This is a genomic window from Actinopolymorpha singaporensis, assembly GCF_900104745.1.
GTDB lineage: Bacteria > Actinomycetota > Actinomycetes > Propionibacteriales > Actinopolymorphaceae > Actinopolymorpha > Actinopolymorpha singaporensis.
Window position 1 is genome coordinate 5,315,714 of the sequence record NZ_LT629732.1, and the last position, 25,243, is coordinate 5,340,956.

General features: G+C 71.6%; 24 protein-coding genes. 9 read left to right on the forward strand and 15 right to left on the reverse strand.

The features are described from left to right. The first annotated feature begins 24 nt into the window (after window positions 1-24). The 3 genes from BLU27_RS23810 to aroF all read left to right on the forward strand — a co-directional run bounded on the left by BLU27_RS23810 (window position 25) and on the right by aroF (window position 3,486). Window positions 25-1,374: an ABC transporter substrate-binding protein gene (locus BLU27_RS23810; RefSeq protein ID WP_092655866.1), complete on the forward strand. Its 1,350-nt coding sequence runs from the start codon at window positions 25-27 to the stop codon at window positions 1,372-1,374. A gap of 298 nt (window positions 1,375-1,672) precedes the next feature. Beyond that, window positions 1,673-2,236, forward strand: a complete 564-nt coding sequence (locus tag BLU27_RS23815; protein ID WP_241827606.1) for a molybdopterin-dependent oxidoreductase — start codon at window positions 1,673-1,675, stop codon at window positions 2,234-2,236. Window positions 2,237-2,412: 176 nt separating this feature from the next. Then, on the forward strand, window positions 2,413-3,486 hold the full coding sequence (gene aroF, locus BLU27_RS23820; protein ID WP_241827607.1) for a 3-deoxy-7-phosphoheptulonate synthase: 1,074 nt from the start codon (window positions 2,413-2,415) through the stop codon (window positions 3,484-3,486). 35 nt (window positions 3,487-3,521) lie between these two features. On the opposite strand, the gene BLU27_RS23825 is transcribed toward aroF, so the two are convergent. Continuing rightward, window positions 3,522-4,589 (reverse strand): threonine aldolase family protein, encoded by a 1,068-nt coding sequence (locus tag BLU27_RS23825; protein WP_277869253.1) that lies wholly within the window; start codon window positions 4,587-4,589, stop codon window positions 3,522-3,524. A 153-nt stretch (window positions 4,590-4,742) separates the two neighbouring features. Here BLU27_RS23825 and BLU27_RS23830 point away from each other — a divergent pair, with 153 nt between their 5' ends. From BLU27_RS23830 to BLU27_RS23840, 3 genes are all read left to right on the forward strand, one after another. Further along, window positions 4,743-5,633, forward strand: coding sequence for a phytanoyl-CoA dioxygenase family protein (locus BLU27_RS23830; RefSeq protein ID WP_092655869.1), 891 nt, complete (start codon window positions 4,743-4,745; stop codon window positions 5,631-5,633). A gap of 177 nt (window positions 5,634-5,810) precedes the next feature. Next, a complete protein-coding gene (locus BLU27_RS23835; protein WP_092655870.1) occupies window positions 5,811-6,668 on the forward strand; it encodes an RraA family protein in 858 nt (285 codons plus the stop codon). After that, a complete protein-coding gene (locus BLU27_RS23840) occupies window positions 6,611-7,936 on the forward strand; it encodes a mandelate racemase/muconate lactonizing enzyme family protein (RefSeq protein ID WP_092655871.1) in 1,326 nt (441 codons plus the stop codon). The genes BLU27_RS23835 and BLU27_RS23840 overlap by 58 nt, the downstream gene beginning before the upstream one ends. 100 nt (window positions 7,937-8,036) lie before the next feature. Here BLU27_RS23840 and BLU27_RS23845 read toward each other — a convergent pair whose 3' ends face one another. The 5 genes from BLU27_RS23845 to BLU27_RS23865 all read right to left on the reverse strand — a co-directional run bounded on the left by BLU27_RS23845 (window position 8,037) and on the right by BLU27_RS23865 (window position 13,517). After that, on the reverse strand, window positions 8,037-9,365 hold the full coding sequence (locus BLU27_RS23845; protein ID WP_092655872.1) for a class II 3-deoxy-7-phosphoheptulonate synthase: 1,329 nt from the start codon (window positions 9,363-9,365) through the stop codon (window positions 8,037-8,039). Window positions 9,366-9,436: 71 nt separating this feature from the next. Beyond that, on the reverse strand, window positions 9,437-10,462 hold the full coding sequence (locus BLU27_RS23850; protein WP_092655873.1) for a 6-phosphofructokinase: 1,026 nt from the start codon (window positions 10,460-10,462) through the stop codon (window positions 9,437-9,439). Window positions 10,463-10,544: 82 nt separating this feature from the next. Beyond that, entirely contained in the window at window positions 10,545-11,201 is a 657-nt protein-coding gene (locus BLU27_RS23855; RefSeq protein WP_092655874.1) for a response regulator, read from the reverse strand. 33 nt (window positions 11,202-11,234) lie between these two features. After that, the gene (gene macS, locus BLU27_RS23860) at window positions 11,235-12,560 is read right to left on the reverse strand and encodes a MacS family sensor histidine kinase (RefSeq protein WP_197681548.1); all 1,326 of its coding nucleotides are present in this window, start codon (window positions 12,558-12,560) and stop codon (window positions 11,235-11,237) included. Between the two features lie 57 nt (window positions 12,561-12,617). Then, window positions 12,618-13,517 (reverse strand): lysophospholipid acyltransferase family protein, encoded by a 900-nt coding sequence (locus BLU27_RS23865; protein ID WP_092655875.1) that lies wholly within the window; start codon window positions 13,515-13,517, stop codon window positions 12,618-12,620. 326 nt (window positions 13,518-13,843) lie between these two features. Between BLU27_RS23865 and BLU27_RS23870 the strand changes: the two genes are divergently transcribed. Continuing rightward, window positions 13,844-14,692: an alpha/beta hydrolase gene (locus BLU27_RS23870; RefSeq protein ID WP_197681549.1), complete on the forward strand. Its 849-nt coding sequence runs from the start codon at window positions 13,844-13,846 to the stop codon at window positions 14,690-14,692. 2 nt (window positions 14,693-14,694) lie between these two features. Then, a complete protein-coding gene (locus tag BLU27_RS23875) occupies window positions 14,695-15,576 on the forward strand; it encodes a hypothetical protein (protein ID WP_092655877.1) in 882 nt (293 codons plus the stop codon). Between the two features lie 36 nt (window positions 15,577-15,612). On the opposite strand, the gene BLU27_RS23880 is transcribed toward BLU27_RS23875, so the two are convergent. The 7 genes from BLU27_RS23880 to BLU27_RS23910 all read right to left on the reverse strand — a co-directional run bounded on the left by BLU27_RS23880 (window position 15,613) and on the right by BLU27_RS23910 (window position 22,307). Beyond that, window positions 15,613-16,131 carry a 2,4'-dihydroxyacetophenone dioxygenase family protein gene (locus tag BLU27_RS23880; RefSeq protein WP_092655878.1) on the reverse strand — a complete coding sequence of 173 codons (519 nt, stop codon included), beginning with the start codon at window positions 16,129-16,131 and terminating at the stop codon, window positions 15,613-15,615. A 50-nt stretch (window positions 16,132-16,181) separates the two neighbouring features. Then, entirely contained in the window at window positions 16,182-17,045 is an 864-nt protein-coding gene (locus BLU27_RS23885; protein ID WP_241827608.1) for an SDR family NAD(P)-dependent oxidoreductase, read from the reverse strand. Continuing rightward, window positions 17,042-18,427: a GH1 family beta-glucosidase gene (locus BLU27_RS23890; protein WP_092655880.1), complete on the reverse strand. Its 1,386-nt coding sequence runs from the start codon at window positions 18,425-18,427 to the stop codon at window positions 17,042-17,044. The genes BLU27_RS23885 and BLU27_RS23890 overlap by 4 nt, the downstream gene beginning before the upstream one ends. Next, window positions 18,427-19,611 carry an aldo/keto reductase gene (locus tag BLU27_RS23895; RefSeq protein ID WP_197681550.1) on the reverse strand — a complete coding sequence of 395 codons (1,185 nt, stop codon included), beginning with the start codon at window positions 19,609-19,611 and terminating at the stop codon, window positions 18,427-18,429. The genes BLU27_RS23890 and BLU27_RS23895 overlap by 1 nt, the downstream gene beginning before the upstream one ends. A 3-nt stretch (window positions 19,612-19,614) precedes the next feature. Next, window positions 19,615-20,304, reverse strand: coding sequence for an endonuclease/exonuclease/phosphatase family protein (locus BLU27_RS23900; protein WP_092655881.1), 690 nt, complete (start codon window positions 20,302-20,304; stop codon window positions 19,615-19,617). 96 nt (window positions 20,305-20,400) lie between these two features. After that, window positions 20,401-21,048 (reverse strand): response regulator, encoded by a 648-nt coding sequence (locus tag BLU27_RS23905; RefSeq protein ID WP_092655882.1) that lies wholly within the window; start codon window positions 21,046-21,048, stop codon window positions 20,401-20,403. After that, on the reverse strand, window positions 21,045-22,307 hold the full coding sequence (locus BLU27_RS23910; protein WP_197681551.1) for a sensor histidine kinase: 1,263 nt from the start codon (window positions 22,305-22,307) through the stop codon (window positions 21,045-21,047). The genes BLU27_RS23905 and BLU27_RS23910 overlap by 4 nt, the downstream gene beginning before the upstream one ends. 216 nt (window positions 22,308-22,523) lie before the next feature. Between BLU27_RS23910 and BLU27_RS23915 the strand changes: the two genes are divergently transcribed. Next, window positions 22,524-23,195, forward strand: coding sequence for a DedA family protein (locus BLU27_RS23915; RefSeq protein WP_092655883.1), 672 nt, complete (start codon window positions 22,524-22,526; stop codon window positions 23,193-23,195). A 60-nt stretch (window positions 23,196-23,255) separates the two neighbouring features. Here BLU27_RS23915 and BLU27_RS23920 read toward each other — a convergent pair whose 3' ends face one another. Both BLU27_RS23920 and BLU27_RS23925 read right to left on the reverse strand, forming a co-directional pair. Then, window positions 23,256-24,293 carry a Gfo/Idh/MocA family protein gene (locus BLU27_RS23920; RefSeq protein ID WP_241827609.1) on the reverse strand — a complete coding sequence of 346 codons (1,038 nt, stop codon included), beginning with the start codon at window positions 24,291-24,293 and terminating at the stop codon, window positions 23,256-23,258. Continuing rightward, a complete protein-coding gene (locus tag BLU27_RS23925; protein WP_092655884.1) occupies window positions 24,286-25,203 on the reverse strand; it encodes a TIM barrel protein in 918 nt (305 codons plus the stop codon). Before BLU27_RS23925 ends, BLU27_RS23920 begins: the two co-directional genes overlap by 8 nt. Window positions 25,204-25,243 lie beyond the last annotated feature (40 nt).

The window sequence follows — 25,243 nt, forward strand, 5'->3', positions numbered from 1 at the left end:
AAGACACCGAGAGGACGGGCAGACATGAGGTCGCGACCGCACCGAATCCGAAGGGTCGTCCTCGCCGTGCTCGCCACGCTCCTGGTGGCCGGTACGGCGGGTGCGTGCTCGGGGAACTCCTCCGACCGCAAACTGCTGGTGTGGACCCAACTCGGGGGCGAGCGCGAACTCAAGGCCCAGAACCTCGTCATCGACGCGTTCGAGAAGGCCAACCCCGGCGTCAAGGTGCAGATCGTGCCGAAGTCGGGCCAGTTCACCGGCGACTCCGCGGCGCTGATCGCCGCGGTGCGCGGCAACACCCCGCCGAACGTCTACATCATCGACCGGTTCACCACCGCGCAGGCGGCGTCGGTCGGCTTGTTCGAGGACCTGCAACCACGTATCGACAAGGACGGGGAGAACCTCCGCAGCAAGTACCTCCCGTACGCCGCGGACGAGGCGACGTACAAGGGAGACATGTACGCGCTGCCGTTCGACACCGACGTGCGCGGGCTGATGTACAACAAGACGGTGCTGCGCGACGCCGGCATCGACCCGGAGGTGCTCGACCCCAAGAACGGCCCGCCGACCATCGACGAGGTCGTCGCCCTGGGCAAGAAGATGGACAAGAAGGACAAGCGCGGCAACTACACCCGGATGGGGTTCATCCCCTGGGACGGCCAGGCTTTCCACGCCACCTGGGCGATCATCAACCGGGCGCAGTGGTTCGACGACAAGACCTGCGAGCTCACCCTGAACAGCCCGGGGTGGACCAAGGCCATGCAGGACTTCGCCGACTGGGCCAAGGAGTTCAACTACACCCGGGTGCAGACGTTCCTCGCGACCTACCGGCCGCCGAACCAGCCACCCACCCAGTCGCCGTTCTACACCGGCCACATCGGGATGGCCGTCGACGGCAACTGGTCGGTCGGCAGCATCAACGAGTACGCCCCGAAGCTCGACTACGGCGTGACCTACCTGCCGGTGCCGAAGAAGGGTGACAAGCCGCTGACCTGGGCCGGCGGGTTCGCGCTCACCATGCCCAAGGGCGCGCCGAACCAGGACCTCACCTGGAAGTTCATGAAGTTCATGGCCGGTGAGCAGGGCCAGCGCATCTACGCCAAGTCGGCCAGCAAGATCCCGACCTGGCAGAGCCTGGTCAACGACAAGAGCGTCACCGGCGACCAGGGCATCTTCCCGAGCATGGTGAAGTTCACGACCTCACGGCCGCCGTTGCCGGTGGGTGCGCAGATCTCGGACTCCATGGACGCCGCTCAGCAGGCGGTGCTCCTCGGTGACTCGACCCCGGCGGAGGCGCTGGACATCGCACAGAAGCGGGCCGGGCCGCAGATGAAGCAGTTCTGCCCGTTCAAGCTGCCCACCCACCCGGAGTAGCCGGGCGGCGTGACAGAGCACCCTCGCCGACGGCGATCCCGTCCGCGAAGGGACACCACGAGAGCCGGCGGGGCGGTCGGGCGTACGGTCCGACCGCCCCGCCGTGCGTGGCCCGGTTCCGTCCTGCTTCGGACCTGGTTCCGTCCTGCTTCGGACCTGGTTCCGACCTCCGCGCACGCCGACTTCGGTGATCTGCGACCATGACTGCGTGCAGGGTCGGCACTTCGGAGCGGATGTCACGCCGGAGCGCCTGGCGCGAATCGACGCCCGCCGGGGTGTACCGCCAGGGCAGAGTTGCGTGTCCAGCTGGAAGGTCATGCACTACGGCCGGGTTCCCCGCTCGACCGATCCGCAGGGCTGGGACTTCCGGGTCATCGGCGCCACCGCCAGCGGCACCGAGCACATCCTGGACTTCGCGACCCTGGCCACACTCCCCCGGGTCAGCGTGCTGGCCGACCTGCACTGCGTGAACGGCTTCAGCCTGCTCGACCTGACCTGGACGGGCATTCCCACCCGGGCGCTGCTCGAGCTCGCCCCGCCCCGCGAGGACGTACGCCACGTCATGGCCTGGGCGCAGTACGGCTACTCCGCCAATCTCCGCCTCGCCGACCTGCAGGCCGAGGGCACCCTGCTGGCGACCGGGGTGGGTGGGGAGGACCTGTCCCCCGAACACGGCGGGCCGCTGCGGCTGGTGCTCCCCCACCTGTACGCCTGGAAGGGCCCGAAGTGGCTCCGCGCGATCGAGTACCTCACCGAGGACCGGCGCGGCTTCTGGGAGGAGCGCGGCTACCACAACTCCGCCGATCCCTGGTCGGGCGAGCGGTACGCCTACCAGGAAAGCGCCGCAACGGGCCCCAACTAGCGCGCGCGGAGACGTCCGCGGTCGGTGTCACAACCGCAACCTGATTGAGACCTCGCCCGCGTCCACATGCCGGACGTTCCGGTAAACGGAGCCGAGTCCGACGGTTACGCTCACCCTCTCGCCGGCCGGAGTGTGGCCGGTGCGAGGACGGAGGTGCGCCTCACATGGTCGTGGTGATGAGTCCTGGCGCACCGCCGGAGCACCTCGCCGCGGTGGTGGCCCGGATCGAACAGGCGGGTGCGAAGGCGTTCGTGAGCCGCGGTCTGGACCGCACCATCGTCGGGGTCATCGGCGAGGGTTCGCGGGTGGCGGAGCTCACCCTCGCGGGGATGCCGGGCGTGGCCACGGTGCTCCGGGTCAGCGAGCCGTACAAACTCGTCAACCGCCAGGCCTGCACCGAACGCTCCGTCGTCTGGGTCGGCTCGGCCGGCCGCGAGGTGCCGGTCGGCCCGGGCACGTTCACCCTGATCGCCGGCCCGTGTGCGGTGGAGAGCGCCGCACAGACCCTCGGCGCGGCTCGGCTGGCGGCCGGCGCCGGGGCCACGCTCCTGCGCGGCGGGGCGTACAAGCCGCGCACGTTTCCCGGGGTTTTCCAGGGCCTGGGCAAGGACGCCCTGCGGATCCTCGCCGACGTCCGCGACGCCACCGGGTTGTACGTCGTCACCGAGGTGATCGACCCCGCCGACGTCGAACTGGTGGCGTCGTACGCCGACATGCTCCAGGTCGGTGCCGCCAACATGCAGAACTACGCACTGCTGGACAGCGTGGGCCGCCAGGGCAAGCCGGTTCTGCTGAAGCGGGGGCTGCAGGCCAGTGTCGACGAGTGGCTGATGGCCGCCGAGTACGTCGCGCAGCGCGGCAACTGCGAGATCGTCCTGTGCGAGCGCGGGATCCGGACGTTCGAGACCGCGACCAGCGCCACCCTCGACCTGGCGTCCATCCCGCTCGTCCAGCGGCTGTCCCACCTACCGGTCATCGTCGACCCGACCCATGCCGCCGGCCGACGGGACCTGATCGTGCCGCTGGCCCGGGCCGCGATCGCCGCCGGGGCCGACGGCCTGCTGATCGACGTGCACCCCGATCCGGAGAACGCCCTGGTGGACGGCCCGCAGGCGCTGGCCGGAGCCGAACTGCGCGAACTCGCCAGTGCCGTACGTCAGCTGCCGCCGGTGCTCGGCCGCAGGCCGGCCCTGCCACGTGACGAGGGTGCCGACACCGTACGGCTGGGTTCGCCCTCGCCCTCGCCGTAGTCCGGAGTCCGGAGTCCCTGAGTCCTGGGTGCTGCCTACTTCAGGGCCGTGGAAAGCACCTCGCCCGCGTGCCGGCAGCCGGCCTCGTCCACATCCAGGTGAGTGACCAGCCGCAGCGCGGCCGGCCCGAGGACGGACACCAGTACGCCGGCCGCCCGGGCCCGCTCGGCGACCTCGGCCGCACCGGTGCGGATCCCGGCGGCTGCCAGGTCGAGCACCACGATGTTGGTCTGTACACCGGCCGGATCGACGATGCCGGGTGCGACGTCGGCCAGCCGGTCGGCCAGGGCACGGGCGTTCGCGTGGTCCTCCGGCACCCGGTCCAGGTGGTGGTCCAGGGCGTACATCCCGGCAGCGGCGAGCACCCCCGCCTGCCGCCAGCCGGCGCCGAGCCGCTTGCGCCAGACCCGGGCGTCGGCGACGGCCGCCGCCGGCCCGGCCAGCAGCGAACCCACCGGCGCGCCGAGCCCCTTGGACAGGGCCACCGACACCAGGTCGGCGCAGGCGGCGTAGGTGCCGGGGGCCACCCCGGTCGCGGCACTGGCGTGCCACAGCCGAGCGCCGTCAAGGTGCACGCCGACACCGCTCGCCGCGGTGAGCTCGCGCAGCGCGCGCAGGGAGTCCAGCGGCTGGACCGAGCCGCCGCCGAAGTTGTGGGTGTTCTCCACCGACACCGCCGCCGTGGAGACGAAGTACGGCCCGGCGTCCGGCACCAGCAGCTCCCGCACCGCCGCCAGGTCGACCAGACCGCGAGGATGGGACCAGGTGCGGCTGGTCACGCCGAACACGGCCGCGTGGGCACCGAGCTCGGCACGGGCGATGTGCGCCCGGGCCTCGCACAGCACCTCAGCGCCCGGCCGCACCAGGGCACGTACGCCGAGCAGGTTGGCCAGCGACCCGGTGACGGTGAACAGCGCCGCCTCGGTGCCGAGCAGGTCGGCGACGCGTTCCTCGAGCGCCCGGCAGGTGGGGTCCTCGGCGTACACGTCGTCGCCGACCTCGGCCCGCGCCATCGCCGCCCGCATCCCCGGCGTCGGCGTGGTCACGGTGTCGCTGCGCAAATCCACCGGGCGGTCGCGATCTGTGTTCTCCACCTCAGCCACGACCAGCACGGTAGCCGACCTCTTCCGGTCCCCCGGCTCCGGCCGATCGCAGACCGATGGCAGACCGAGAGCAGACCGATAGCAGACAGGGTCGGCCGGAGCGGATGCTCACAAACCTAAGGTGGACGAATCGCACACGAAGGGAACCTCTGAATGGGCACCATCCGCGAAGCGGACTACCAGCACTGGCGTGAGCACGGGTACGTCGTCGTGCCCCTGCTCGACGACGAACAGGTGCGGGCCACCGTCGAGAACATCCACGAGTACATGCCGCCGTGGGAGGAGTACGCCCGGCACCCGCGGTGGTACGAGGAGTCGGTCGCCGCCAAGAGCGGGCGGCTGCGTACCTACGCCACGTTCCCCTTCGTCGGCGACGCGCTGAACGAGACGACGCTGCATCCGGAACTGATCGCGTTCGCCGAAAGGGTGATCGGCACCGACCGGCTGATGCTCAGCCACGGCCAGCTGGGTGGGAAGTACGCGGGTACGCGGGACTTCGAACAGCAACTGCATCTTGACTACGGCAACAACACGCTGGTCTGCCCGCCGCCGGACGAGGAGATCGTCGACCTGCCGGCGATCATCTACTACACCGACGTGACCGTGGACCTCAGTCCCACCTACGTCGTCTCGCAGAAGTTCACCCGCGACCTGCCCCGCGAGCCGCGCTTCCACACCCGCGAGGGGTCGCCGGACCTGTACGCACACGAGGTGCCGGTGGTCGTTCCGGCCGGATCGGTGCTGATCTACTCGATGAACACCTTCCACCGCGGCTCCGCGCTCACTGCGTCAGAGGGACTGAGGTACGCCCAGAACATCGGCTTCAAGCGGGTGGACACCCCGTGGTGCGGCCAGGTGACGTTCCAGCATGACGGCGGCAGCCCGGAGATGAACCACTTCCTGGAGCACGCCACCCCGCGCCAGCGTGAGTTCGTGGGCTTCCCCCGGGTGGGTGATCCGTACTGGAACAAGTCCACCGTCGCCAACGTCGGTGCGCGCTACCCCGGCATGGACATGAGTCCGTATCTCGCCGCGCTCACCTAGGACCGCCACGGGGCACGCACGGCACACCACGCCACGCCACGCAGCAAGGCCTTTCCCGGCCATCCGGTCGCCACAACCGGGCAGCGGTAACCGGCACAGGACGTACGCGTTGTTCCGCGACCGGCGCCCCTCCTACGATCGCCGAAGATTCACCGACGGCGGAGGTTCCCTTCACTCATGCGAATCCAACCCACTCCCGAGGACCTGATCGAGCTGACGTCCTCCTGGCAGGGCGAGCGTTTTCCGGACGGGCGGCCGAAGGTCCCCGACGAGGTGCTGGACGAGATCCGGCTGGCCACCACCGAGGAGGCGTGGGGTGTCCTCCGCCGCCAGGGCTACGAACGCCAGTTCGCCGGTGGCTGGCGCCAGACCCACCCCGACACCATCCTCGTCGGCCGTGCGGTCACCTCGCAGTTCCTGCCGCACCGGCCGGACTACGACAGTGCCGTCGTCGCCGCGGGTGCCCGCGAGGGTCACCTCACCCCCGACAAGCAGAACTCCTGGATCATCTCCACCCTGGTGCCCGGCGACGTGATGGTCACCGACATCTTCGGAAAGGTCCGCGACGGCACGGTCGTCGGTGACAACCTCAGCACCGCGGTCGCCGCGCGCACCGGCGTGGGCGCGGTGATCCACGGCGGAATCCGCGACTACCAGGGAATCAGCAAGCTCGACGGCAGTGTCAACTTCTTCTTTCGCGACGTCGACCCGACCGCGATCCGGGACGTGACACTGGCCGGCATCAACATTCCGGTCAAGATCGGCGACGCGACCGTGCTCCCCGGTGACGTGGTGCTCGGAACGCCGAGCGGACTCATCTTCATCCCACCGCACCTGGCGGCGATGGTCGCCGAGTCCAGTGCGGACATCCGTACCCGCGACGTCTTCGGCAAGCTCCGGTTGGCAGAGCAGATCTACAGCAGCGCCGAGATCGACGTCGGCACGTGGGCAAGCCACATCGAGGAGGACTTCCAGCGATGGCGCAAGGAGCAGGAGCAGCCCCCACAGCCCGAACAGGCCACGAACAGGAGCTGACCAGCGACCGGATGCTGGACCGGGTGAACACCAACTCCCGGCCCAGCGACCTGAAGATCACCGACCTGCGGGTCGCGTCGCTTGTCGGGGTGCCGTTCCGGTCCACCATCGTCCGGATCGACACCAACCAGGGCATCAGCGGGTACGGCGAGGTGCGCGACGGAGCCAGCCGCAGCTTCGCCCTGCTGCTGAAGGCCCGGCTGATCGGCGAGAACCCCTGTAACGTCGACAAGTTGTTCCGCGCCATCAAGCAGTTCGGCCACCACGGCCGGCAGGGCGGCGGGGTGTGCGGCGTGGAGATGGCACTGATGGACCTTGCCGGGAAGGCGTACGGCGTTCCGGCGTACGCCCTGGCCGGTGGGAAGTTCCGCGACCGGGTGCTCTGCTACGCCGACACCCCGAACTCTCCCGACCCGCAGGTGCTCGCCGAACGGCTGATCGGGCGGCGCAAGCTGGGGTATCAGTTCCTCAAGATGGACGTGGGCATCAACCTGCTGTGGGACGTCCCCGGTGCGCTGATCGCGCCGCCGGGCGCGCGCGAGCAGACCACCACGATGCACCCGTTCACCGGGATCCGGGTCACCGACAAGGGTGTCGACCTGCTGGCCGAACACGTCGCGACCGTGCGGGAGGCGGTGGGGTACGACATCCCCCTGGCCGTCGACCACTTCGGCCACATCGGTGTCGACTCCTGCCTTCGGGTCGGCCGGGCACTGGAGCCGTTCGCCCTTGCCTGGTTGGAGGACATGGTTCCGTGGCAGTTCACCGCGCAGTGGCGGGAACTCACCACGGCGCTGGCCACCCCGACGTGCACCGGGGAGGACATCTACCTCGCGGAGAACTTCAGGCCGCTGCTGGAGGCCGAGGCGATCCGGATCGTCCACCCCGACCCGGCCACCTCCGGCGGCATCCTGGAGACCAAGCGGGTCGGCGACCTCGCCGAGGAGCACGGGGTGGCGATGGCGTTGCACATGGCGGCCTCGCCGATCGCGACGCTGGCGAGCGCGCACATCGCCGCGGCCACGCACAACTTCCTCGCGCTGGAACACCACGCCGTGGACGTGCCGTGGTGGAGCGACCTGGTGACCGGGCTGCCCAGCCCGCTGATCGAGGACGGCCACATCACCGTGCCGGACAAGCCGGGCCTGGGCTTCGACGACATCAACGAGGAACTCTTCCGCGAGCATCTCGACCCGGCTTTCCCGGGGTTCTTCGAACCGACGGAGGTCTGGGATTCGGAGATCCGCCGCGACCGGCTGTGGAGCTGACCCACGGCGGTTCACCAAGTCCGCTGAACGAGCTCGGGCCGGGCGCGTCCCCTGTCGGGGGCCGCCCGGCCCGTTCGTCGTCGGTCGTACGCCAGGACCTTCAGGGACGGTGCAGCATCTCCGCGACGAGGAACGCGAGCTCCAGCGACTGCGCGCGGTTGAGCCGCGGGTCGCACACGGTCTCGTAGCGGTGCACCAGGTCGGCCTCCGCCAGTGCGTGGCCGCCGCCCACGCACTCGGTCACCTCGTCACCGGTGAGTTCGACGTGCAGTCCGCCCGGCACCGTGCCGAGTGCCCGGTGCACCTCGAAGAAACCCTCCACCTCGTCCAGCACGTCGTCGAAGCGGCGCGTCTTGTAGCCGTTCGGCGCCTCGAAGGTGTTGCCGTGCATCGGGTCGCACACCCAGGCGACGCTCGCCCCGCTCGCGGTGACCTTCTCCACGAGCTCCGGCAGCGCGTCGCGGATCCGGCCCGCACCCATCCGGGTGATGAACGTGAGCCGCCCCGGCTCGCGGTCGGGGTCGAGCCGCTCGATCAGGGTGAGCGCGTCCTGCGGTGTCGTGGTGGGGCCGAGCTTCACCCCGACCGGGTTGCGGATGTGCCGCGCGAACTCCAGGTGCGCGCCGTCGAGCTGGCGGGTCCGCTCGCCGATCCACAGGAAGTGGCCGGAGGTGTCGTACGGCAGGCCGGTCCGGGAGTCGATCCGGGTGAGGGCCTCCTCGTAGTCGAGCAGCAGGGCCTCGTGGCTCGCGTAGAAGTCGACGGAGTGAAACTCCGCCGGGTCGGCACCGCAGGCGTGCATGAACGAGATGGCGCGGTCGATGTCGCGGGCCATCCGGTCGTAGCGTTCACCGACCGGGCTGTCGCGCACGAAGTCGGTGTTCCACGCGTGCACCTGGCGCAGGTCGGCCTCGCCGCCGACGACGAACGCCCGGGCGAGGTTGAGGGTGGCCGCCGAGGAGTGGTACATCCGCACCAACCGGTCCGGATCGGGCGTACGGTCCTCGGGGGTGAAGGGAAAGCCGTTGACCGCGTCGCCGCGGTAGGCGGGCAGTTCGACGCCGTCGCGCACCTCGGTCGGCTTCGATCGCGGCTTGGCGTACTGACCGGCGATCCGGCCCACCTTGACCACCGGCATGCTGCCCGCGTAGGTGAGGATCACCGACATCTGCAGAATCGTGCGGAGCTTGTTGCGCAGCGCGTCGGCGCCGACGCCGTTGAAGGTCTCCGCGCAGTCGCCGCCCTGCAGGAAGAACGCCCGGCCGGCCGCGACGTCGGCGAGCCGCGCCTTGAGCGAGTCGCACTCGCCGGCGAAGACCAGCGGAGGGAACGTCCGCAGCTGTGCGGCGGCGGCCTGCACCGCGCCCGCGTCGGGCCATTCCGGCTGTTGGGCGGCCGGGAGGGCACGCCAGGCCTGGAGAGAGTTCACGTCACGAGAGTATGACCGGGGCCGGCGCGCGGACGCGCCGACCCCGGACGACGATCTGCGAGGTGCGAGCCTCAGCCGAACAGGACGCCGGCCTCGGCGTACAGCTCGGGGGTGACGACCTTCAGCTCGCGAGTGGCCTCGGCCAGCGGCGCCCGCACGATGTCGGTGCCGCGCAGCGCGACCATCTTGCCGAAGTCGCCGTCGTGGACCGCGGCGATCGCGTGCAGTCCGAACCGCGTGGCCAGCCAGCGGTCGAACGCGGTGGGCGTGCCGCCGCGCTGGGTGTGGCCGAGGACGACCGCGCGGGCCTCCTTGCCGGTCCGCTTCTCCAGCTCCGCGGCGATCATGTCGCCCACCCCGCCGAGGCGGACGTGCCCGAACGCGTCCAGCTCCTCGCTGTGGAGGGCGTGGGTGCCTTCCTTCGGCGTGGCGCCTTCGGCGACCACGATGATCGGCGAGAAGTTGGTCCGGAAACGGCTCTCGACGTGCTCGACGACCTTCTCCAGGTCGAACGGCACCTCGGGGATGAGGATGACGTTGGCGCCACCGGCCAGGCCGGAGTGCAGCGCGATCCAGCCCGCGTGCCGGCCCATGACTTCCACCACGACGATCCGGTGGTGCGACTCGGCCGTGGTGTGCAGCCGGTCGATCGCCTCGGTCGCGATGTTGACCGCGGTGTCGAAGCCGAACGTGAAGTCGGTGGCGCCGAGGTCGTTGTCGATGGTCTTCGGCACGCCGACGACGTTGACGCCGAGCTCGGACAGCTTCGTCGCCACGCCGAGGGTGTCCTCGCCGCCGATCGCGACCAGGGCGTCGACGCCGTTGCTCGCCAGGTTTTCCTTGATCCGCTCGACGCCGCCGTCCACCTTGAAGGGGTTGGTCCGCGACGATCCGAGGATGGTGCCGCCGCGCGGGAGGATGCCCCGAACCTGCGGGATACCGAGTTCGCAGGTGACGTTTTCCAGGGGGCCCTTCCAGCCGTCCCGGAACCCGAGGAACTCATAGCCGTACTCGGACGCTCCCTTGCGGACGACGGCCCGGATGACCGCGTTCAGTCCTGGGCAGTCGCCACCACCAGTGAGCACACCAACGCGCATTGACAGTCCTTTCCAAGACTGCAAGAACAGGTCCTGTCGAGCCTAGCCCTGCCGGGTTCGCAACCATTCGCAGGGCCGCTGGTCAGGTCTCGTCGGCGCCGTCGAGTCCGCTTTCGAGGGCGTACCGGACGAGTTCGACCCGGTTGTGCAACTGCAGCTTGCGCAGGGTGTTCTGGACGTGGTTCTGCACGGTTCGGTGGGACAGCACCAGACGGTCGGCGATGTCCTTGTAGCTCAGCCCCTTGGCCACCAGCCGCAACACCTCGGTCTCCCGCTCGGTGAGCTGGGGGGCGACGGGCTCGGCCGCTCGGGACGCGCCGGACAGGCGGCGGAACTCCCCCAGCACCAGCCCGGCGAGGCCGGGGGTGAAGACGGCGTCGCCGGCGGCGGTTCGGCGTACCGCGTCGAGAAGCTCCTCCCGGGACGCGGACTTCACGAGGTAGCCCGCGGCGCCGGCCTTGACCGCGGCCAGGACGTCCAGCTGTTCGGCACTGGCGGACAGGATGAGCACCCGGACGCGGGAGTCGCCCTCGGCCAGCCGGCGGGTCACCTCGACTCCGCCGAGCACCGGGATCTGCAGGTCGAGCACCACCACGTCGGGCCGGGTCGCCTCCGCGCGCCGCAGCGCCTCGTCACCGGCGCCGGCCTCCGCGACGACCTCGAATCCGGCCTGCTGCAGGTCGCTGGAAACGGCACCGCGCCACATGGGATGGTCGTCGACCACCATCACCCGGATCATGTGCTGACCTTACGCAACGTGCGGGCCGGTTCGTCACCCGATATCCGCTTTGGCATCGGCTTCGAGATCTGGTCCGGCGGCCCGTCCGCCGTCCGGTCTGGCCGGCCGTCTGCCCGCCAGCCATCCGGGCGGCGTCCACCGGGGCCCGGTGGACGCAGGGGGCACGTCGGCGCCGGTGCGGGGCACCCGGAGCTCCCACTCGGTGCCGCCCGCCGAGGTGGTGAGCGTGGCCGTGCCACCGAGCTCGGTCAGCCGGCCGACGATGGAGCGGCTCACGCCCATCCGGCCGTCGGCCGCGGCCTGGCCCAGCCTGCCCGCGGGGATCCCGGGACCGTCGTCGCGCACGCTGACCGTCACCGCCTCGCCGTCGTCCTCGAGCAGGAGGAACGCCTTGGCGCCCGGCGCGTGCCGGGCGACGTTGTCCAGCGCGGCCCGGACGGCGGCGACCAGTTCGGCGGCGACCTCTCCCGGTAGCAGCACAGGGTCGGCCGGGGTGGCGACGGAGATCCCGGCGGCGCCGAGGCCGGTGAGCTGCCCACCGACGTCGATCATGCCGGTGTCCGTGTCGTAAACGGCCTGCCCTGGCGGCACGCCGTGCTCGCCTGGCCCGGGCTGCCCGGCGCGCTCCCCCGCCGCCGGCATCGGCCGGCCGTTGACCAGCGCACGCAGTAGTTCGCCCTGCTCGCCGGCCGCGCGGGCAAGGTCACCGGCCTCACCGCCGAGTTCGTTCCCGCGCCGCTGGACGTACGCGAGGACCTGCAGCACGCCGTCGTGCACCGCCCGGGCGAGGCGTTCCCGTTCGGCCGTCCGGGCGGCCAGCTCGGTGGCCCGGGCGCGGTCGGCGGCGGCGCTGCGGGCCAGCGAGGCGGCGTAGCCGACCATCGCCCCGGCCAGGAGCAGCAGGAAGAGGTTGCTGAAGGTGGTGGAGGTGACGTGTGCCCGGGTGGCGATGTCGGCCGGGGAGATGACCAGTGCCGCGAGTACGCCGCCGATCCAGCCGTACCTGATCGCCCAGGCCAAGACTGCCGCTGTCACCCAGTACGTCGGCAGTGTGAAGTCGTGGCGGTTCAGCATCTCCGGGCTGAGGACGTACGGCGTGACCAGGATCGAGCCGACCGCGACCGCGAGGTCGGCCGACAGCAGCGGCCAACGCCGGCGTTCGGGTGAGTCGTAGGCCCAGGTGACCACCAGCGTCCAGGCCGAGATGCCGGTGAGAACGAGCCATCCGGTCAGCGGATGGTCGAATCGCTCCCAACGGAACAGGTTGACCGCCAGCGCCTGCGCCAGGACGACGAACCGGAGTACCGCCAGCGCCTTCCACAGCGAGTCGGTGCCGTCGGAGCCGGCGTTCGCGCGCATACGTGCAGATCCCGGCAGCACCGGCAACCGGCCGCCCGCCCCCATGGTCGGACCCTCTCAGCTCGCCCTGCGGACGGGGCCGCCGTCGGCACCCGGCTTGTCGGGGCCCTGGCCCGCACCGGAGCCGCCGGCCTGGCCGGTGCCGGCCGAGGTGGTGGTGCCCGACGCGGTGCCGCTCGAGGTGGCGCTGCCCGAGCCGTTGCCGCTCGAGGTGGCGCTGCCCGAGCCGTTGCCGCCCGAGGGGCCCACCGACCGCTCACCAGCGTCGCCTCCGCGCCGCCGGCCGAGCTCGTCCTTGGCCTTCTGGGCGTACATGTCGACGTACTCCTGGCCGGACAGCTCCATCAGTTCGTACATGATCTCGTCGGTCACCGAGCGCAGGACGAACCGGTCCTCCTCCATGCCCTCGTAGCGGGAGAAGTCCAGTGGCTTGCCGATCCGCACGCCGGGCCGCATCAGCTTCGGCAGTGCCTTGCCCGGCGGCTGCATCTTGTCGGTGCCGATCATGGCCACCGGGATCACCGGGGCGCCGGAGGCCAGCGCCAGGCGGGCCACGCCGGTCTTGCCCTTGTAGAGGCGGCCGTCGGGCGAACGGGTGCCCTCGGGGTAGATCCCGAACAGCTCGCCCTTCTGCAGAAGCTTGTGGCCGGCGTCGAGCGCCACCTGGCTGGCCCGTCCGCCGGTGCGGTCGATCGGCACCTGGCCGATGCCGCGGAAGAACAGCGCGGTGAGGCGGCCCTTGACCCCGGTACCGATGAAGTACTCGATCTTGGCCGGGAACGTGATCCGCCTCGGGAGGACCAGCGGAAGCCACACCGAGTCGGAAAACGACAGGTGGTTGCTCGCGAAGATGGCTGGACCTTCGCGGGGGACGTTCTCCAGGCCTTCGACCCAGGGGCGGAAGACCGTTCTCAGCAACGGCCCCAGGGCGAAGACCTTGAGGAACCAGTAGAACAAACCCCACCTCCGTCTTTGCCCGAGAACCCTAGGCCTCGTCCGGGCCCGGAGCAACGGCGACCCTCCCACCGGTTCCCACCTGAACAATCACCGGATCATCACCGGATCCTCACCGAGTAATCCCGAGTAATGCCGAGTAATGCCGAGTAATGCCGGCACGCCCACGGGGTATCGCCCCTACGGACCGGACGGAACCGGCGATCGGGGCGCCGAGCCCGCCCGCCCCCCGACCGACCCCGCGGCCGGCTCCGACCGGGCGGACGGCCCGTGGCACGATTCCGACCGGACCTCCCTCATCCTTGTCGCGCGACCTCAGGAGCGTGCCTGTGCGAGTGAAGCCGTACGCCGAACCGCTGTACGCCGGCACCGGCACCGCCGGCGTGCTCCTGTCCCACGGCTTCACCGGCTCCCCCGCCTCGATCCGGCCGTGGGCCGCCCACCTTGCCGACCGCGGATTCCGGGTGGCCGCACCCCGGCTACCCGGCCACGGCACCACCTGGACCGACCTCGACCGCACCGGCTGGCCGGACTGGTTCGCCGCGCTGGAGCGGGACTTCCTCCGGTTGCGCGAGGAGTGCGAGGTTGTGGTCGTCGGCGGCCAGTCGATGGGCGGCTGCCTCGCTCTGCGGCTGGCGCAGGTGTACGGCGACGACGTGGACGGGATCGTGCTCGTCAATCCGGCTTTGCGCAGTCGCGACCCGCGGCTGCCGGCGCTGCCCGTCCTGCGCCACTTCCTCGCCTCGGTCCCGGCCATCGGTGGCGACATCCACAAGCCCGGCGACCACGAGGGTGCCTACGACCGCACGCCGCTGACGGCGCTGCACTCCCTCACCCGGTTGTGGCGGGTGGTGGCCGCCGACCTGCCGGCGGTCCGGGCGCCGATGCTCGTCTTCCGCTCGCCGCAGGACCACGTGGTCGACGGTTCGAGCCTGCGGTTGCTGCGCGCCAGGGTCGGCTCTCGCGAGATCGAGGAACACTCGCTCCCCGACAGCTACCATGTCGCCACACTCGACTACGACGCGCCGACGATCTTCACCGAGACGGCCGGTTTCGTCGAACGTCTGTGCCGGACCCTGACCGGGCGGAGCTCGTCCGGTCAGCCGACTGGACGGTCCGCTTCGGGACCGCGCCGGGCAGGCCCGGACCTGGCAGCTCGGAACGACTCCGGGAGGTAGCGATGCGGGACAACGGCCTGCGCGCCCCGTCGTACGTCGCCATCGCCGACCTCGACCCGGAGGTCGCCGACACCATGCTGGCGATCCTGGCCGGCGCGCAGGTGGCCGCCTACGCCGACCCGTGCCCGCCGGTCGCCGAGCCGTGCCGCGAGATCCGGCTTCCACCGACTCCGTGCGACCGGCTCTACGTCGACGAGGAGGCACAGGACCGTGCCAAGACCCTGCTCGGCGAGCAGTTGACGAAGATCGGTGAGGGTGAGAACGCCTCCACCTGCGGACCGGACCCCTCGTCCGGCGACCCGCCGGCGGACGGTCCCGTGACCGATGCTGCTCCGTCCGGAGGTGGCGCCGGCGACGGTGACCACAGGTCCGACGGGCCCCGGATGGCGACCTTCGACGAGGATCAGCTCTGGGCCGAGATCGTGGCCGGCTACGACCGGGTGCCAGAAGATGCCGTACCCCGGTGGCCGGCGATCGAGGACGTCGAGCCGGCGGGACCGGACGGTACCGCCGACCGCGACCGGCGAAGGGCGGGCCGCGACGAGCCGGACAGGGCGGAGAGCGACAAGGCGCGCGACGACGCGCCGCCCGAGGAGCCCGGCCCCGCGGATCGGCGCCCGCAGGCGTCCGGGTCCCACCCGGCGGAGGAGCGCTTCGTCCCGCCACCTCCTCCGCCGCTGCCCCGCCTGGATCCGGTGACGAAGGCAGCCTGGGCCGCCCTGCTCGGCGGGCCGGCGCTCCTCCTGCTCACCGTCCTCGTCGGCGGCTACCTCCCGAGCTGGTCGGCCGCGTTCGGCGTACTGGCGTTCATCGGTGGATTCCTCACCCTGGTGGTGCGGATGAAGGGCGGCCCGCCGGACGACGACGACGGCGCCATCGTCTGACCGGCCGGTCGCGCCCGCGGCAGCGCACCGCGCGGCTCAGCGGATGAACTGGTCCACGTAGTCCGCGCCCAGGCCGACCTTCTCGTAGTGGGCGCGGCACAGCTCGATCTTGGTCCAGACGTCCTCGTACCCGATCTGGTGGCCCTCCTCGTCGAGGTAGATCATCGCGCCGGTGATGTTGAAGAACGTCACCATGTCCTCGCAGTCCGGCGGCACCGCGAGGGTGTGGATCTCACCGGGCGGCTCGAACACGAAGTGCCCGGCCTCGGCCACCCAGTCGTGCTCGTAGTAGTGCCACTTCCCCCGGATCACGTAGCCGAACACCGCGGCCGGGTGACGGTGCCGCGACACCACACCGGACCGGGTGACCCGCAGCAGGTTGCACCACTGGCCGACCACGGTGTTGAACAGCAGGGGGCGGAAGAACACGCCGTTCTCCTGCTCGACCCAGAGCCGCTCGTCGTCCGGCATCGCGGCGATCGCGATCTCCGGTTGCACTCCGATCGACTCCGTCACCTTGCCGAACACCACGTCGTGGGTGCTGGCCTCACTCATGGGTGCTTCCCTTCGTCCCGGCAACACGTCTCAGGGGTACGCGACGACACTCACGCGACGAGGTAGCCGCCGTCAACGGGTACGACCGCACCGGTCATGAACGCTGCCGCCGGTGAGGCGAGGAACTCCACCACGCCGGCCACGTCGTCGGGCGTACCCCAACGGCGCAACGGGGTGCGGTCGAGGATGCGGCGCTCGGCGTCGGGATCCTCGCGCAGCGCGGTGGTGAGCTCGGTGCTGATCCAGCCGGGCGCGACGGCGTTGACCCGAATGCCCTCCTCGGCGAACGCGACCGCGAGCGACCTGGTGAGGGCGGCGATGCCGCCCTTGCTGGCGGTGTACGCGGGCACCAGCGGCCCGCCGAAGTAGGTCAGCATCGAGGCCACGTTGACGATGCAGCCGGCCGATCTTGCCAGCAGGGGCCGAGCGGCGACGCAGGCGCGCATCGTCCCGGTGAGGTTGACGTCGAGCACCCGCTCGAAGACCTCCATCCGGAACTCCTCGCGGCGGCGGATGATACCCGCGCTGTTCACCAGGACGTCCAGGCGTTCCAGTCCGGTGAGGAAGTCGGCGAGCTCGTCCGGCCGCGTCACGTCCACCGCGGCGTACTCCACGGCCGCGCCGGCGCCGCCGGCGCGCTCGGCACCGCCGGCACCCTCCGCGCCGTTCGGGCGTACGCCGGGGCGGGCGACGTCGGCAACCGCGACGCGTGCGCCGAGCGCGGCGAACCGCCTGGCGACGGCACCGCCGATGCCGCCTCCACCACCGGTCACCACGACCGTGCGACCGGCGTACGGCGAGTTCGGGTCGCCGGGCGCGCTGTCCGCCGGGTCGGCCCCTGGGTTGGTCGCCGGGTTGGTCGCCGGGTTGGCCGCTGGGTCGGCCGCCGAATCCACAGCTCCCTCGGCGCTCACGGGAGCTCCCCACTGCGGGCGACCCGGGCGTACCACGCGGCACTCGACTTCGGGATCCGTACCTGGGTGGCGGTGTCGAGATGGATCACGCCGAACCGCTTGCTGTACCCGAAGGCCCACTCGAAGTTGTCGTACAGCGTCCACACGAAGTAGCCGCGCAGGTCGACGCCCTCGTCCATCGCCTGCCGGCAGGCGCGAAGGTGTCCGTCGATGTACCCGATGCGTTCGGGGTCGTGGACCCTGCCCTCGTCGTCCACGACGTCCGCGAGCGCCATGCCGTTCTCGGTGACGTACAGCGGGATCGACGGGTAGTCGTCGCGCAGCCGCACCAGCAGCCGGCGCAGGCCGTCCGGCTCGATCTCCCAGCCCATGTCGGTGGTGGGGAACCCCTGCGGGACCGGTTCCACGTCGTCGCAGCCGATCCACGGCGTGCTGCCCGCGGGCCCTGCCGACTCGCGCGCCCGGACGTAGGTCGGGCTGTAGTAGTTGATCCCGAGGACGTCGACCGGCGCGGCGATGGTGTCGGTGTCACCAGGCTGGATGTGCGCGGTGTCGGTGATGCCCGCGACGTCGGCGAGCACGTCGTCGGGGTAGCTGCCGCGCAGCAGCGGGTCCAGGAACGCGCGGTTGCTGATGCCGTCCACCCGGCGGGCGGCGTCCACGTCGGTGGGCGTGTCGGTGGCCGGCGACACCGGCCACAGGTTGAGCGTGATGCCGAACCTGTTGGTGGTGTCCGGGGTCGCCGCACGCATACCCCGGACGGCGAGACCGTGTCCGAGCAGCAGGTGATGTGCCGCGTGCAGGGCGGCTCGCGGGTCGCGGACGCCGGGCGCGTGCTGGCCGATGCCGTAGCCGAGGTACGCCGAGCACCAGGGCTCGTTGAGCGTCGTCCAGTCCGCGACCCGGTCGTGCAGGCGTTCGTACACCGCGACGGCGTAGTCGGCGAAGCGGTGGGCCGTGTCCCGCGCCGGCCAGCCGCCGGCGTCCTCCAGCGCCTGCGGGAGGTCCCAGTGGTAGAGCGTCACCCACGGCCGGATGCCCTTCTCCTGCAGGGCGTCCAGCAGCCGAAGGTAGAAGTCCAGGCCCGCCTGGTTGATCGGCCCCCGTCCGTCCGGCTGCAGTCGCGGCCAGGCCAGCGAGAAGCGGTACGTGCCGACGCCGAGGCCGGCGATCAGGTCGACGTCCTCGCGGTAGCGGTGGTAGTGGTCGCAGGCGACGTCGCCGCTCGAGCCGTCGCTGATGGTGCCCGGCGTGTGCGAGAACGTGTCCCAGATGGACGGCCGGCGTCCGTCCGCCTCGACCGCGCCCTCGATCTGGTAGCTCGCGGTGGCCACGCCCCAGGAGAAGTCGGCGGGGAACCGCACCGGTGTCGCGTCCGTCATCATCCACCTTCCTTGTCGCCGGGTCCGCCGGGTCCGAAGGGTCCGCCGGGTCCGCCGGGTCCGCCGGGTCCGGCCAGCGGCCGCAGGGACGCCCACAGTTCGTCCGGGATCGGCCAGGTCGCCCACGCGAGTGTCTGGTCCACGCGCTCGGGCGCGGAGATGCCGACCACCGTGGAGGCGATCAGCGGTTGCCGCAGGGAGTACTGCAGGGCTGCCGCACCGAGGGGCACGTCGTACGCCGCACAGGCGTCGGCCATCGCCCGCACCCGGGCCAGCAGGTCCGCGTCGGCCTCGCGGTAGGCGTACTTGCGCAGGGCGTCCGGCCCCTTGGCCAGCAGGCCGCCGCCGAAGGGTGCGGCGTTGACGACCGCGACACCCGCGGCCTTCGCCTGCTCGAGCAGACCGCGGGCGGACTGGTCCACCAGCGTGTGACGGTTGTGGGTGAGGACCACCTCGAATGCACCGGTGTCCACGAACCGGCCCAGCAGGTCGACCGGTCCGCCGGCCACGCCGAGGTGGCGCGCGATGCCCTGCTCGGCCAGGTCGACCAGCGCCTCCACCGCTCCACCGGATGCGGTCGCCGCCTCGAAGCCGATCACCTCCGGATCGTGCAGGTAGAGCAGGTCGAAGCTGTCCAGGCCGAGGCGTTCCAGGCTCTGCTCGGCGCTGCGCCGCACCTGCTCGCCGGAGTAGTCACCGGTCCTCGGGTCGGGGTCGACCTTGGTGGCCAGGACGAACCCGGGCGGCAGGCCGCCGTGCTCGGCGATCGCCGCGCCCACCCGGCGTTCGCTCTCGCCGTCGCTGTAGCCGGCCGAGGTGTCGAGGAAGTTGAGCGGGCTCGCCAGCGCCGCGCGTACTGTCGCGACGCCGCGTTCGGCCGCGACGTCGTACCCGAAGATCCCCGGCATTCCACCCAGCACACCGCAGCCCAGGCAGACCGGGGTCACCTCCAGCCCGGTCGAGCCGAGCCGGCGCCGGGCGAGCAGGTCGTTCCCGCCCAGGCTGGGTGTACTCACGTGGCTCATGCGGCTCCGTCCGGCTTGGGTGTCGTGGTTGGCGATGCGTGCGGGGTGTGCCTGCGTGCCTGGTCCGGCCGGTGCCTTCGGCACGACCTTCGAATCCTCCGGGTGCACCCCGAGGGCGGTCAACCGGTCCGCGCCGGTCCGCCGAATCGGGTCAGCCACGAGTCATCCGTCCAGGTCGACGTCCACCACGACCGGGAGGTGGTCGGAGGCGCGGGCCAGCCGGGTGCGTCCCTCGTCGTCGGTGGGCAGGTCGACGGCCCGGGCGCGCGCTCCCCCGGACGCGAACACCGCGTCGATGCGGGCCCGCGGTTCCCTTGCAGGGAAGGTGGGGGTTCCGTCCCCGGCCGCGTCGTGCAGCCCCGCGCCGGAGAGCGCGCGCCAGCTCGGTCCGCCCGGGGGTTCGTTCAGGTCGCCGGCCACCAGGACCGGCAGGTCGCCGAACGACCGCACCGTCCCCAGCACCCGGTCGAGGTCGCGCGTCCGGCCGGGAGCGGACAGGCTGAGATGCACCCCCACCACGCCGAACCTCCTCCCGCCCACGGCGAACGTCGCCGAGACCACGCCGCGGATCGGGTCGCGGAGCCGCTGCGGGATGCGTTCTTCGGCATGCCCGAGTACGACGGTCCGCTGGTGGGCCAGCAGCAGGTTGCCGCCCGCCGTACGACCGCCGGCGACGTAGAGCAGGCCGGTGGCCCGGGCCAGTCCGGCACACCGGGACCGCCAGCGCAGGAGCTTCGGCGCCTCCTGCACGACCAGGACGTCGGGCCGGAGGTCCCCGACCACCGTCGCCAGAGCGGACACGTCGTCACCCAGGCCGCGCACGTTGTAGGTCATCAGCCGCACCGTCGTCACCGGTCGACCGTAGCCGACCAGGACGGGGGGAAACCTTCGGCTCCGGTCAGGTCGGGTCAGGTCGGGTCAGGTCGGGCCAGGTCGGGTCCCGTCGGGTCAGGTCAGGTCCGCGTCGTGCACCAGGATCGCGGCCTGCACGCGGTTGTCCAGGCCGAGCTTGGCCAGGGACCTGCTGACGTGCGCCTTGACTGTCGCCTCGCTCATCGTGAGCTCCCGGCCGATCTCGGCGTTCGACAGACCGCGCGCGACGGCGCTCACCACCTCGCGCTCGCGGCCGGTCAGCACCCGCAGCCGTTCCCGGGCCGCCTCCGCCCGGCTGGCGCCGCGGTTCGCGAACGAGCTGATCAGACGCCTGGTGACCTCCGGGGCCAGCATCGCGTTGCCGGCGGCGACGGTCCGGACCGCGGCCACCAGGTCACGTGGCGGGGTGTCCTTGAGCAGGAAGCCGACCGCGCCGGCGCGCAACGCGGCATGGACGTACTCGTCCAGGTCGAAGGTCGTCAGCATCACCACCCTCGGTGGTGCCTGAGCGCGGCCGATCTCCTCCGCCGCCCGTACGCCGTCCAGTTCCGGCATGCGTACGTCCATCAGCACCACGTCGGGCCGGTGCCGGCCCACCGCGGCGATCGCGTCCCGGCCGTCCCTGGCCTCGGCCACGACCACCACCTCGTCGGCGGCCTCCAGGATCATCCGCAGCCCGGACCGGACCAGCGCCTCGTCGTCCACCACCAGAACGCGGATCATGTCGTCGCTGCTCCCCTGTCGTGCTCGGCGTCGGTCGTGTCGGTGGCCACCGTGCCGGCGTGGGTATGGGACGGCCGCGCGGGCAGCCGGGCGAACACCTCGAAGCCCCCGCGCGCGGTCGGGCCGGCCCGGAAGTCGCCGCCCAGCAGGTGGACGCGTTCGCGCAGACCGACCAGCCCGAACCCGCCGCTGTGCCCGGCCGCCGGCCGCGGCGCGTCCTCGTTGCGAACCCGCACCGTCAGTGCGTCCTCGCGGTAGCCGACCACGACCTCGACGGTCGCGCCCGGTGCGTGTTTGTGCACGTTGGTCAGCGCCTCCTGCACGATCCGGTACGCCGTAGTCCCGGCCATCGCGGGCAGCTCCCTCGGCGCGCCCTCGTCCCGGCGAGAGACCTCGGCGCCCGCTGCCCGCGACTGCTCCAGGAGCTGGTCGAGGTCGTCAAGGCCGGGTTGCGGCGAGAGCGGAGCCGGGCTCCCACCGGCCGGGGCGCGCAGGACCCCCAACACCTCTCGCAGGTTCTCCAGCGCCTCCCGCCCGGTCCCGCGGATCAGCTCGGCCGCCCGGGCCGTCCGCTCGTCCGGTGCGTTCACCTCCAGCGCGCCCGCGTGCAGGACCATCAGCGACACGCGGTGGGCTACCACGTCGTGCATCTCCCGGGCGATCCTGGCCCGCTCCTGCCCGCGCGCCTGTTCCGCGCGGGCGGCCTGTTCGCGTTCCAGCCGTTCGGCGCGCTCGCGCAGTCCCGCGAGCACCTCCCGGCGCGCCCGCACCCACAACCCCAGCACCAGTCCCAGTCCGACGAACAGCAGCGCGGAACCCTTGTTGGCGAGGCCGTCCAGCTGCGCTCCGGTGCCAAGGCAGGGTTGACGGCAGCCGGTCATCCGCACCCCGAGATCGGTGTAGAAGGTGTACGCCGGGATGATCAGCGCCAGGCAGCCGACCATGAACACCGCGAGCTCACGGCGACGGCGCAGGGTCGTCCCCGCATAGTAGGCGGAGACCAGCAGGCCCGGCCACAGGCCGATCAGTGCCACCCCGGCCGCCGTCGTCACGAACAACGGCCACCTCCGCCGTCTCGCCATCCACGCGGCCACGCCGGTCAGCGCGGTCAGCGCGAGCACCAGCGGCGCGTTCCAGTCGCGGACGGTCGACAGCGACAGCACACAGACCCCGGCGCCGAGCAGCCACGGCGCGCTCCGGTCGTACGCCCGGGCAACCCAGCGTTGCACCCGCTCGCCGACCACCCCGGTCCTGTCCACCTCGGCAGCCTAGGTCAGCCCTGCGACCGGTCGCCTCCGCCGATCGACACGGCACCCACTACCTAAGGATGAGGTCGCGCTCGACCACAGGCCGATTTCTGCTGGGTCGGCATCCGGGAGGGTCGGACGCATGGAATCCCCAGCCAGGCCCAGCATCCGCTCCAGCCACACCCCCGGCGTCGGCGCCGGCGTCGCCGCCGACAGGCGGGACCAGCCGTGACCGAGTCGATCCTGCAGGTGGTCCACGAGGTGATGAGCTCGCCGTGGGTCTACCTGGCGCTGTTCCTGCTCGCCGCGACCGACGCGTTCCTCCCCGCGGTCCCGAGTGAGAGCGTGGTGATCACCGCGGGGGTGTTCGCCGCTGCGAGCGGTTCGCCCCAGCTCGTGCTGGTCGTGCTCGCGGCCGCCGCCGGAGCACTCGTGGGCGACCACATCTCGTATGCGATCGGCCGCGGCGCGGGCGGCCGGCTGCTGGCCCGGGCACGGCCGGGCAGCAGGCGGCGCAGGGCGTTCGACCGGGCGGCCGACGCGCTCGCCGAACGCGGCAGCCTGGTGCTGGTGGTGGCGAGGTACGTACCCGGCGGGCGTACCGCGGTCACCGTCACGATGGGCGCGCTCGGCTACCCGCGCCGCACGTTCACCCGCTTCGACATCCTCGCCGCGCTGTCGTGGGCGGTCTACTCCGTACTGGTCGGATACATCGGCGGGATGGCGTTCGAGAACGACCCGATCAAGGGCGTCGTCCTCGGCATCGCGCTCGCGCTCGGGGTCACCGCACTGGTCGAGGTGGCGCGCTACGCACGCCGCAAGCGCCGCCTTCGGGAGGCCGAGAGCCGCGACGAGCTTCTCGTGCCGGCCGCCGACCAGGAGTCGGCCCGAACGCCTTGACCCGGGGTGCGGCGGCACTGTCGTAGGTCTGCGTGCCGCCGCGGGCGAGCCGGCCGGGGATCACCTGGTCGCGTAGAGCTCCGGTCGCGGTGGCAGCTCCACCGGAACCGGGATGCCCGGCTTGTCCAGGGCCGCCACTCCCGCGGCGGCCGCCACCGTCGCGACGTAGCCGTCCCAGGCGTCGGCTCCGCGCTGCTCCCCCGCAGCCGCGCCGGTGACCCAGTCCTGCAGCTCGCGCCGGTAGGCCTCGGCGAACCGGTCCCGCCAGTCCAGCGACACCGTGCTCGTCCGGGTGCGCTCCGCCCGGCGCCGCACCTGGACCGGCTCGTCGAGGTACAGCGACCCGAGCTCACCGACCAGCTCGCAGCGCACGTCGTAGCCGTACTGCGCGTTGACGAACACCTCCACGTCGGCAAGCAGTCCACTGGCGGTGCCGAGCAGCACCAGCAGCGGGTCGGTGGTGTCACCGACGACCAGTGACGACGGGCGCGGCCGGAACACCGTGACCTGGGTGATCTCCTCATCCAGCAGCCAGCGGATGACGTCGAACTCGTGCACGGCCGAGCCGGTGATCAGCCCGGAGCTCGGGGTGTTCGGCCTGGACGAGGCGTTGCGGTGTACGCAGTGCAGCAACAGCGGGGCGCCCACCACGCCCTCCCGCAAGCTCTCCTTGACATCGACGTAGCCGGGGTCGTAGCGGCGCATGAAGCCCACGCTCACCAGCCGCCGGCCGGCCTTCTCCTCCGCTTCCACGATGCGCAGAGAGCCCTCCGGGGCCGGCGTGAGCGGTTTCTCGCACAGCACCGGCTTGCCCGCCTGCACGCAGGCGAGGACCAGCTCCTCGTGGGTCGCGTCGGCGGAGGCGACGAGCACCGCGTCCACCTCGTCGTCGGCCACCAGACCGAACGGGTCGGAAAGTACGCGCGCTCCGTCGATCCCGGCGATCGCCGCCCGTGCCCGCTCGGCGTCGAGGTCGGTGACCGCGCTCACCCGGGCACCCGCGACCGACGTGGCGATGGTGCGTACGTGATCCGCACCCATGATCCCGGTGCCGACGACGCCGACGCGGAGTTCTCGCCCAGGTTCGCGTTCAGCCACGGTGGTTCACCTCCGCGCCCAGTGCCGGCACGACAGTGTCGCGGAGGTACGCGATGCTGCGGCGGACGTCGTGGACCGGACCCTCGCCGGCGGCGGGAGCACCGCCCAGCGCGGTGTCCTGCTCCAGGACGTACCACCCGGTGAAGCCCGCCCGCTCCAGCTCGACCACCACGCCGGTGATGTCGAGGTCGCCGTCGCCCAGCGGGGCGAACAGCCCCCGTCGCACGGCGTCCACCCAGCCGAAGGCACCGGCGTTGAACTCCGCCGCGACGTCGTTGCGCACGTCCTTCAGGTGCACGTGCCCCACCCGCTCGGGTGCGGACTTCGCCAGCTCCAGCGGGTCCGCCCCTCCGACGGCCAGATGGCCGGTGTCCAGGCACAGCGGCACGTCGCTGCGGGCCAGCAACTGGCGTACCGACTCGGCGGACTCGATCGCCGTGCCCACGTGCGGGTGCAGCGTCGTGCGCATCCCCAGGCCGGCCACGAGGTCCCGCACCCGGTCGAGGTTGTGCACCAGGTGCTTCCACTGATCCTCGTCGAGCACGACCTTGCTGTCGTACCCCGCCGGCCCGGCGTCCGCGGCCAGCACCACGACCTGCGACCCGGCGGCGGCCAGGGTGCGGATCGCCGCCTCCGCCTCGGTGAGGTCGACCTGGGCGCCGACGTGCAGCGTCACCGGCAGGAACCCGCCGACCAGGCTGAGCCCGTGGGTCTCCAGCGTGGCCCGGACCGCATCGGTGTCCGCGCCGAGGTAACCGGTGGGACCGAGCTCCGTCGCCGCCAGCCCGAGCTCGGCCATCTGCGCGAGCACCAGCGAGGCCGGCAGCTCGTGGCCCCAGCCCGGTGCCTCGCACACTCCCCAGGAGATGGGGGCACCGGCCACCCTGCCGGTCAGAGGTCCCAGGTCCATACGTGTCAACTCCTTGTTGCGTGTCTCGTGGTGTTGCCGT

Coding starts and splice junctions, on each gene's coding strand:
- BLU27_RS23810 (WP_092655866.1), top strand. CDS start 25: ATGAGGTCGCGACCGCACCGAATCCGAAGGGTCGTCCTCGCCGTGCTC.
- aroF (WP_241827607.1), top strand. CDS start 2,413: ATGAGTCCTGGCGCACCGCCGGAGCACCTCGCCGCGGTGGTGGCCCGG.
- BLU27_RS23830 (WP_092655869.1), top strand. CDS start 4,743: ATGGGCACCATCCGCGAAGCGGACTACCAGCACTGGCGTGAGCACGGG.
- BLU27_RS23835 (WP_092655870.1), top strand. CDS start 5,811: ATGCGAATCCAACCCACTCCCGAGGACCTGATCGAGCTGACGTCCTCC.
- BLU27_RS23840 (WP_092655871.1), top strand. CDS start 6,611: ATGGCGCAAGGAGCAGGAGCAGCCCCCACAGCCCGAACAGGCCACGAA.
- BLU27_RS23850 (WP_092655873.1), bottom strand. CDS start 10,462: ATGCGCGTTGGTGTGCTCACTGGTGGTGGCGACTGCCCAGGACTGAAC.
- BLU27_RS23855 (WP_092655874.1), bottom strand. CDS start 11,201: ATGATCCGGGTGATGGTGGTCGACGACCATCCCATGTGGCGCGGTGCC.
- macS (WP_197681548.1), bottom strand. CDS start 12,560: ATGCGCGCGAACGCCGGCTCCGACGGCACCGACTCGCTGTGGAAGGCG.
- BLU27_RS23875 (WP_092655877.1), top strand. CDS start 14,695: ATGCGGGACAACGGCCTGCGCGCCCCGTCGTACGTCGCCATCGCCGAC.
- BLU27_RS23880 (WP_092655878.1), bottom strand. CDS start 16,131: ATGAGTGAGGCCAGCACCCACGACGTGGTGTTCGGCAAGGTGACGGAG.
- BLU27_RS23890 (WP_092655880.1), bottom strand. CDS start 18,427: ATGACGGACGCGACACCGGTGCGGTTCCCCGCCGACTTCTCCTGGGGC.
- BLU27_RS23905 (WP_092655882.1), bottom strand. CDS start 21,048: ATGATCCGCGTTCTGGTGGTGGACGACGAGGCGCTGGTCCGGTCCGGG.
- BLU27_RS23925 (WP_092655884.1), bottom strand. CDS start 25,203: ATGGACCTGGGACCTCTGACCGGCAGGGTGGCCGGTGCCCCCATCTCC.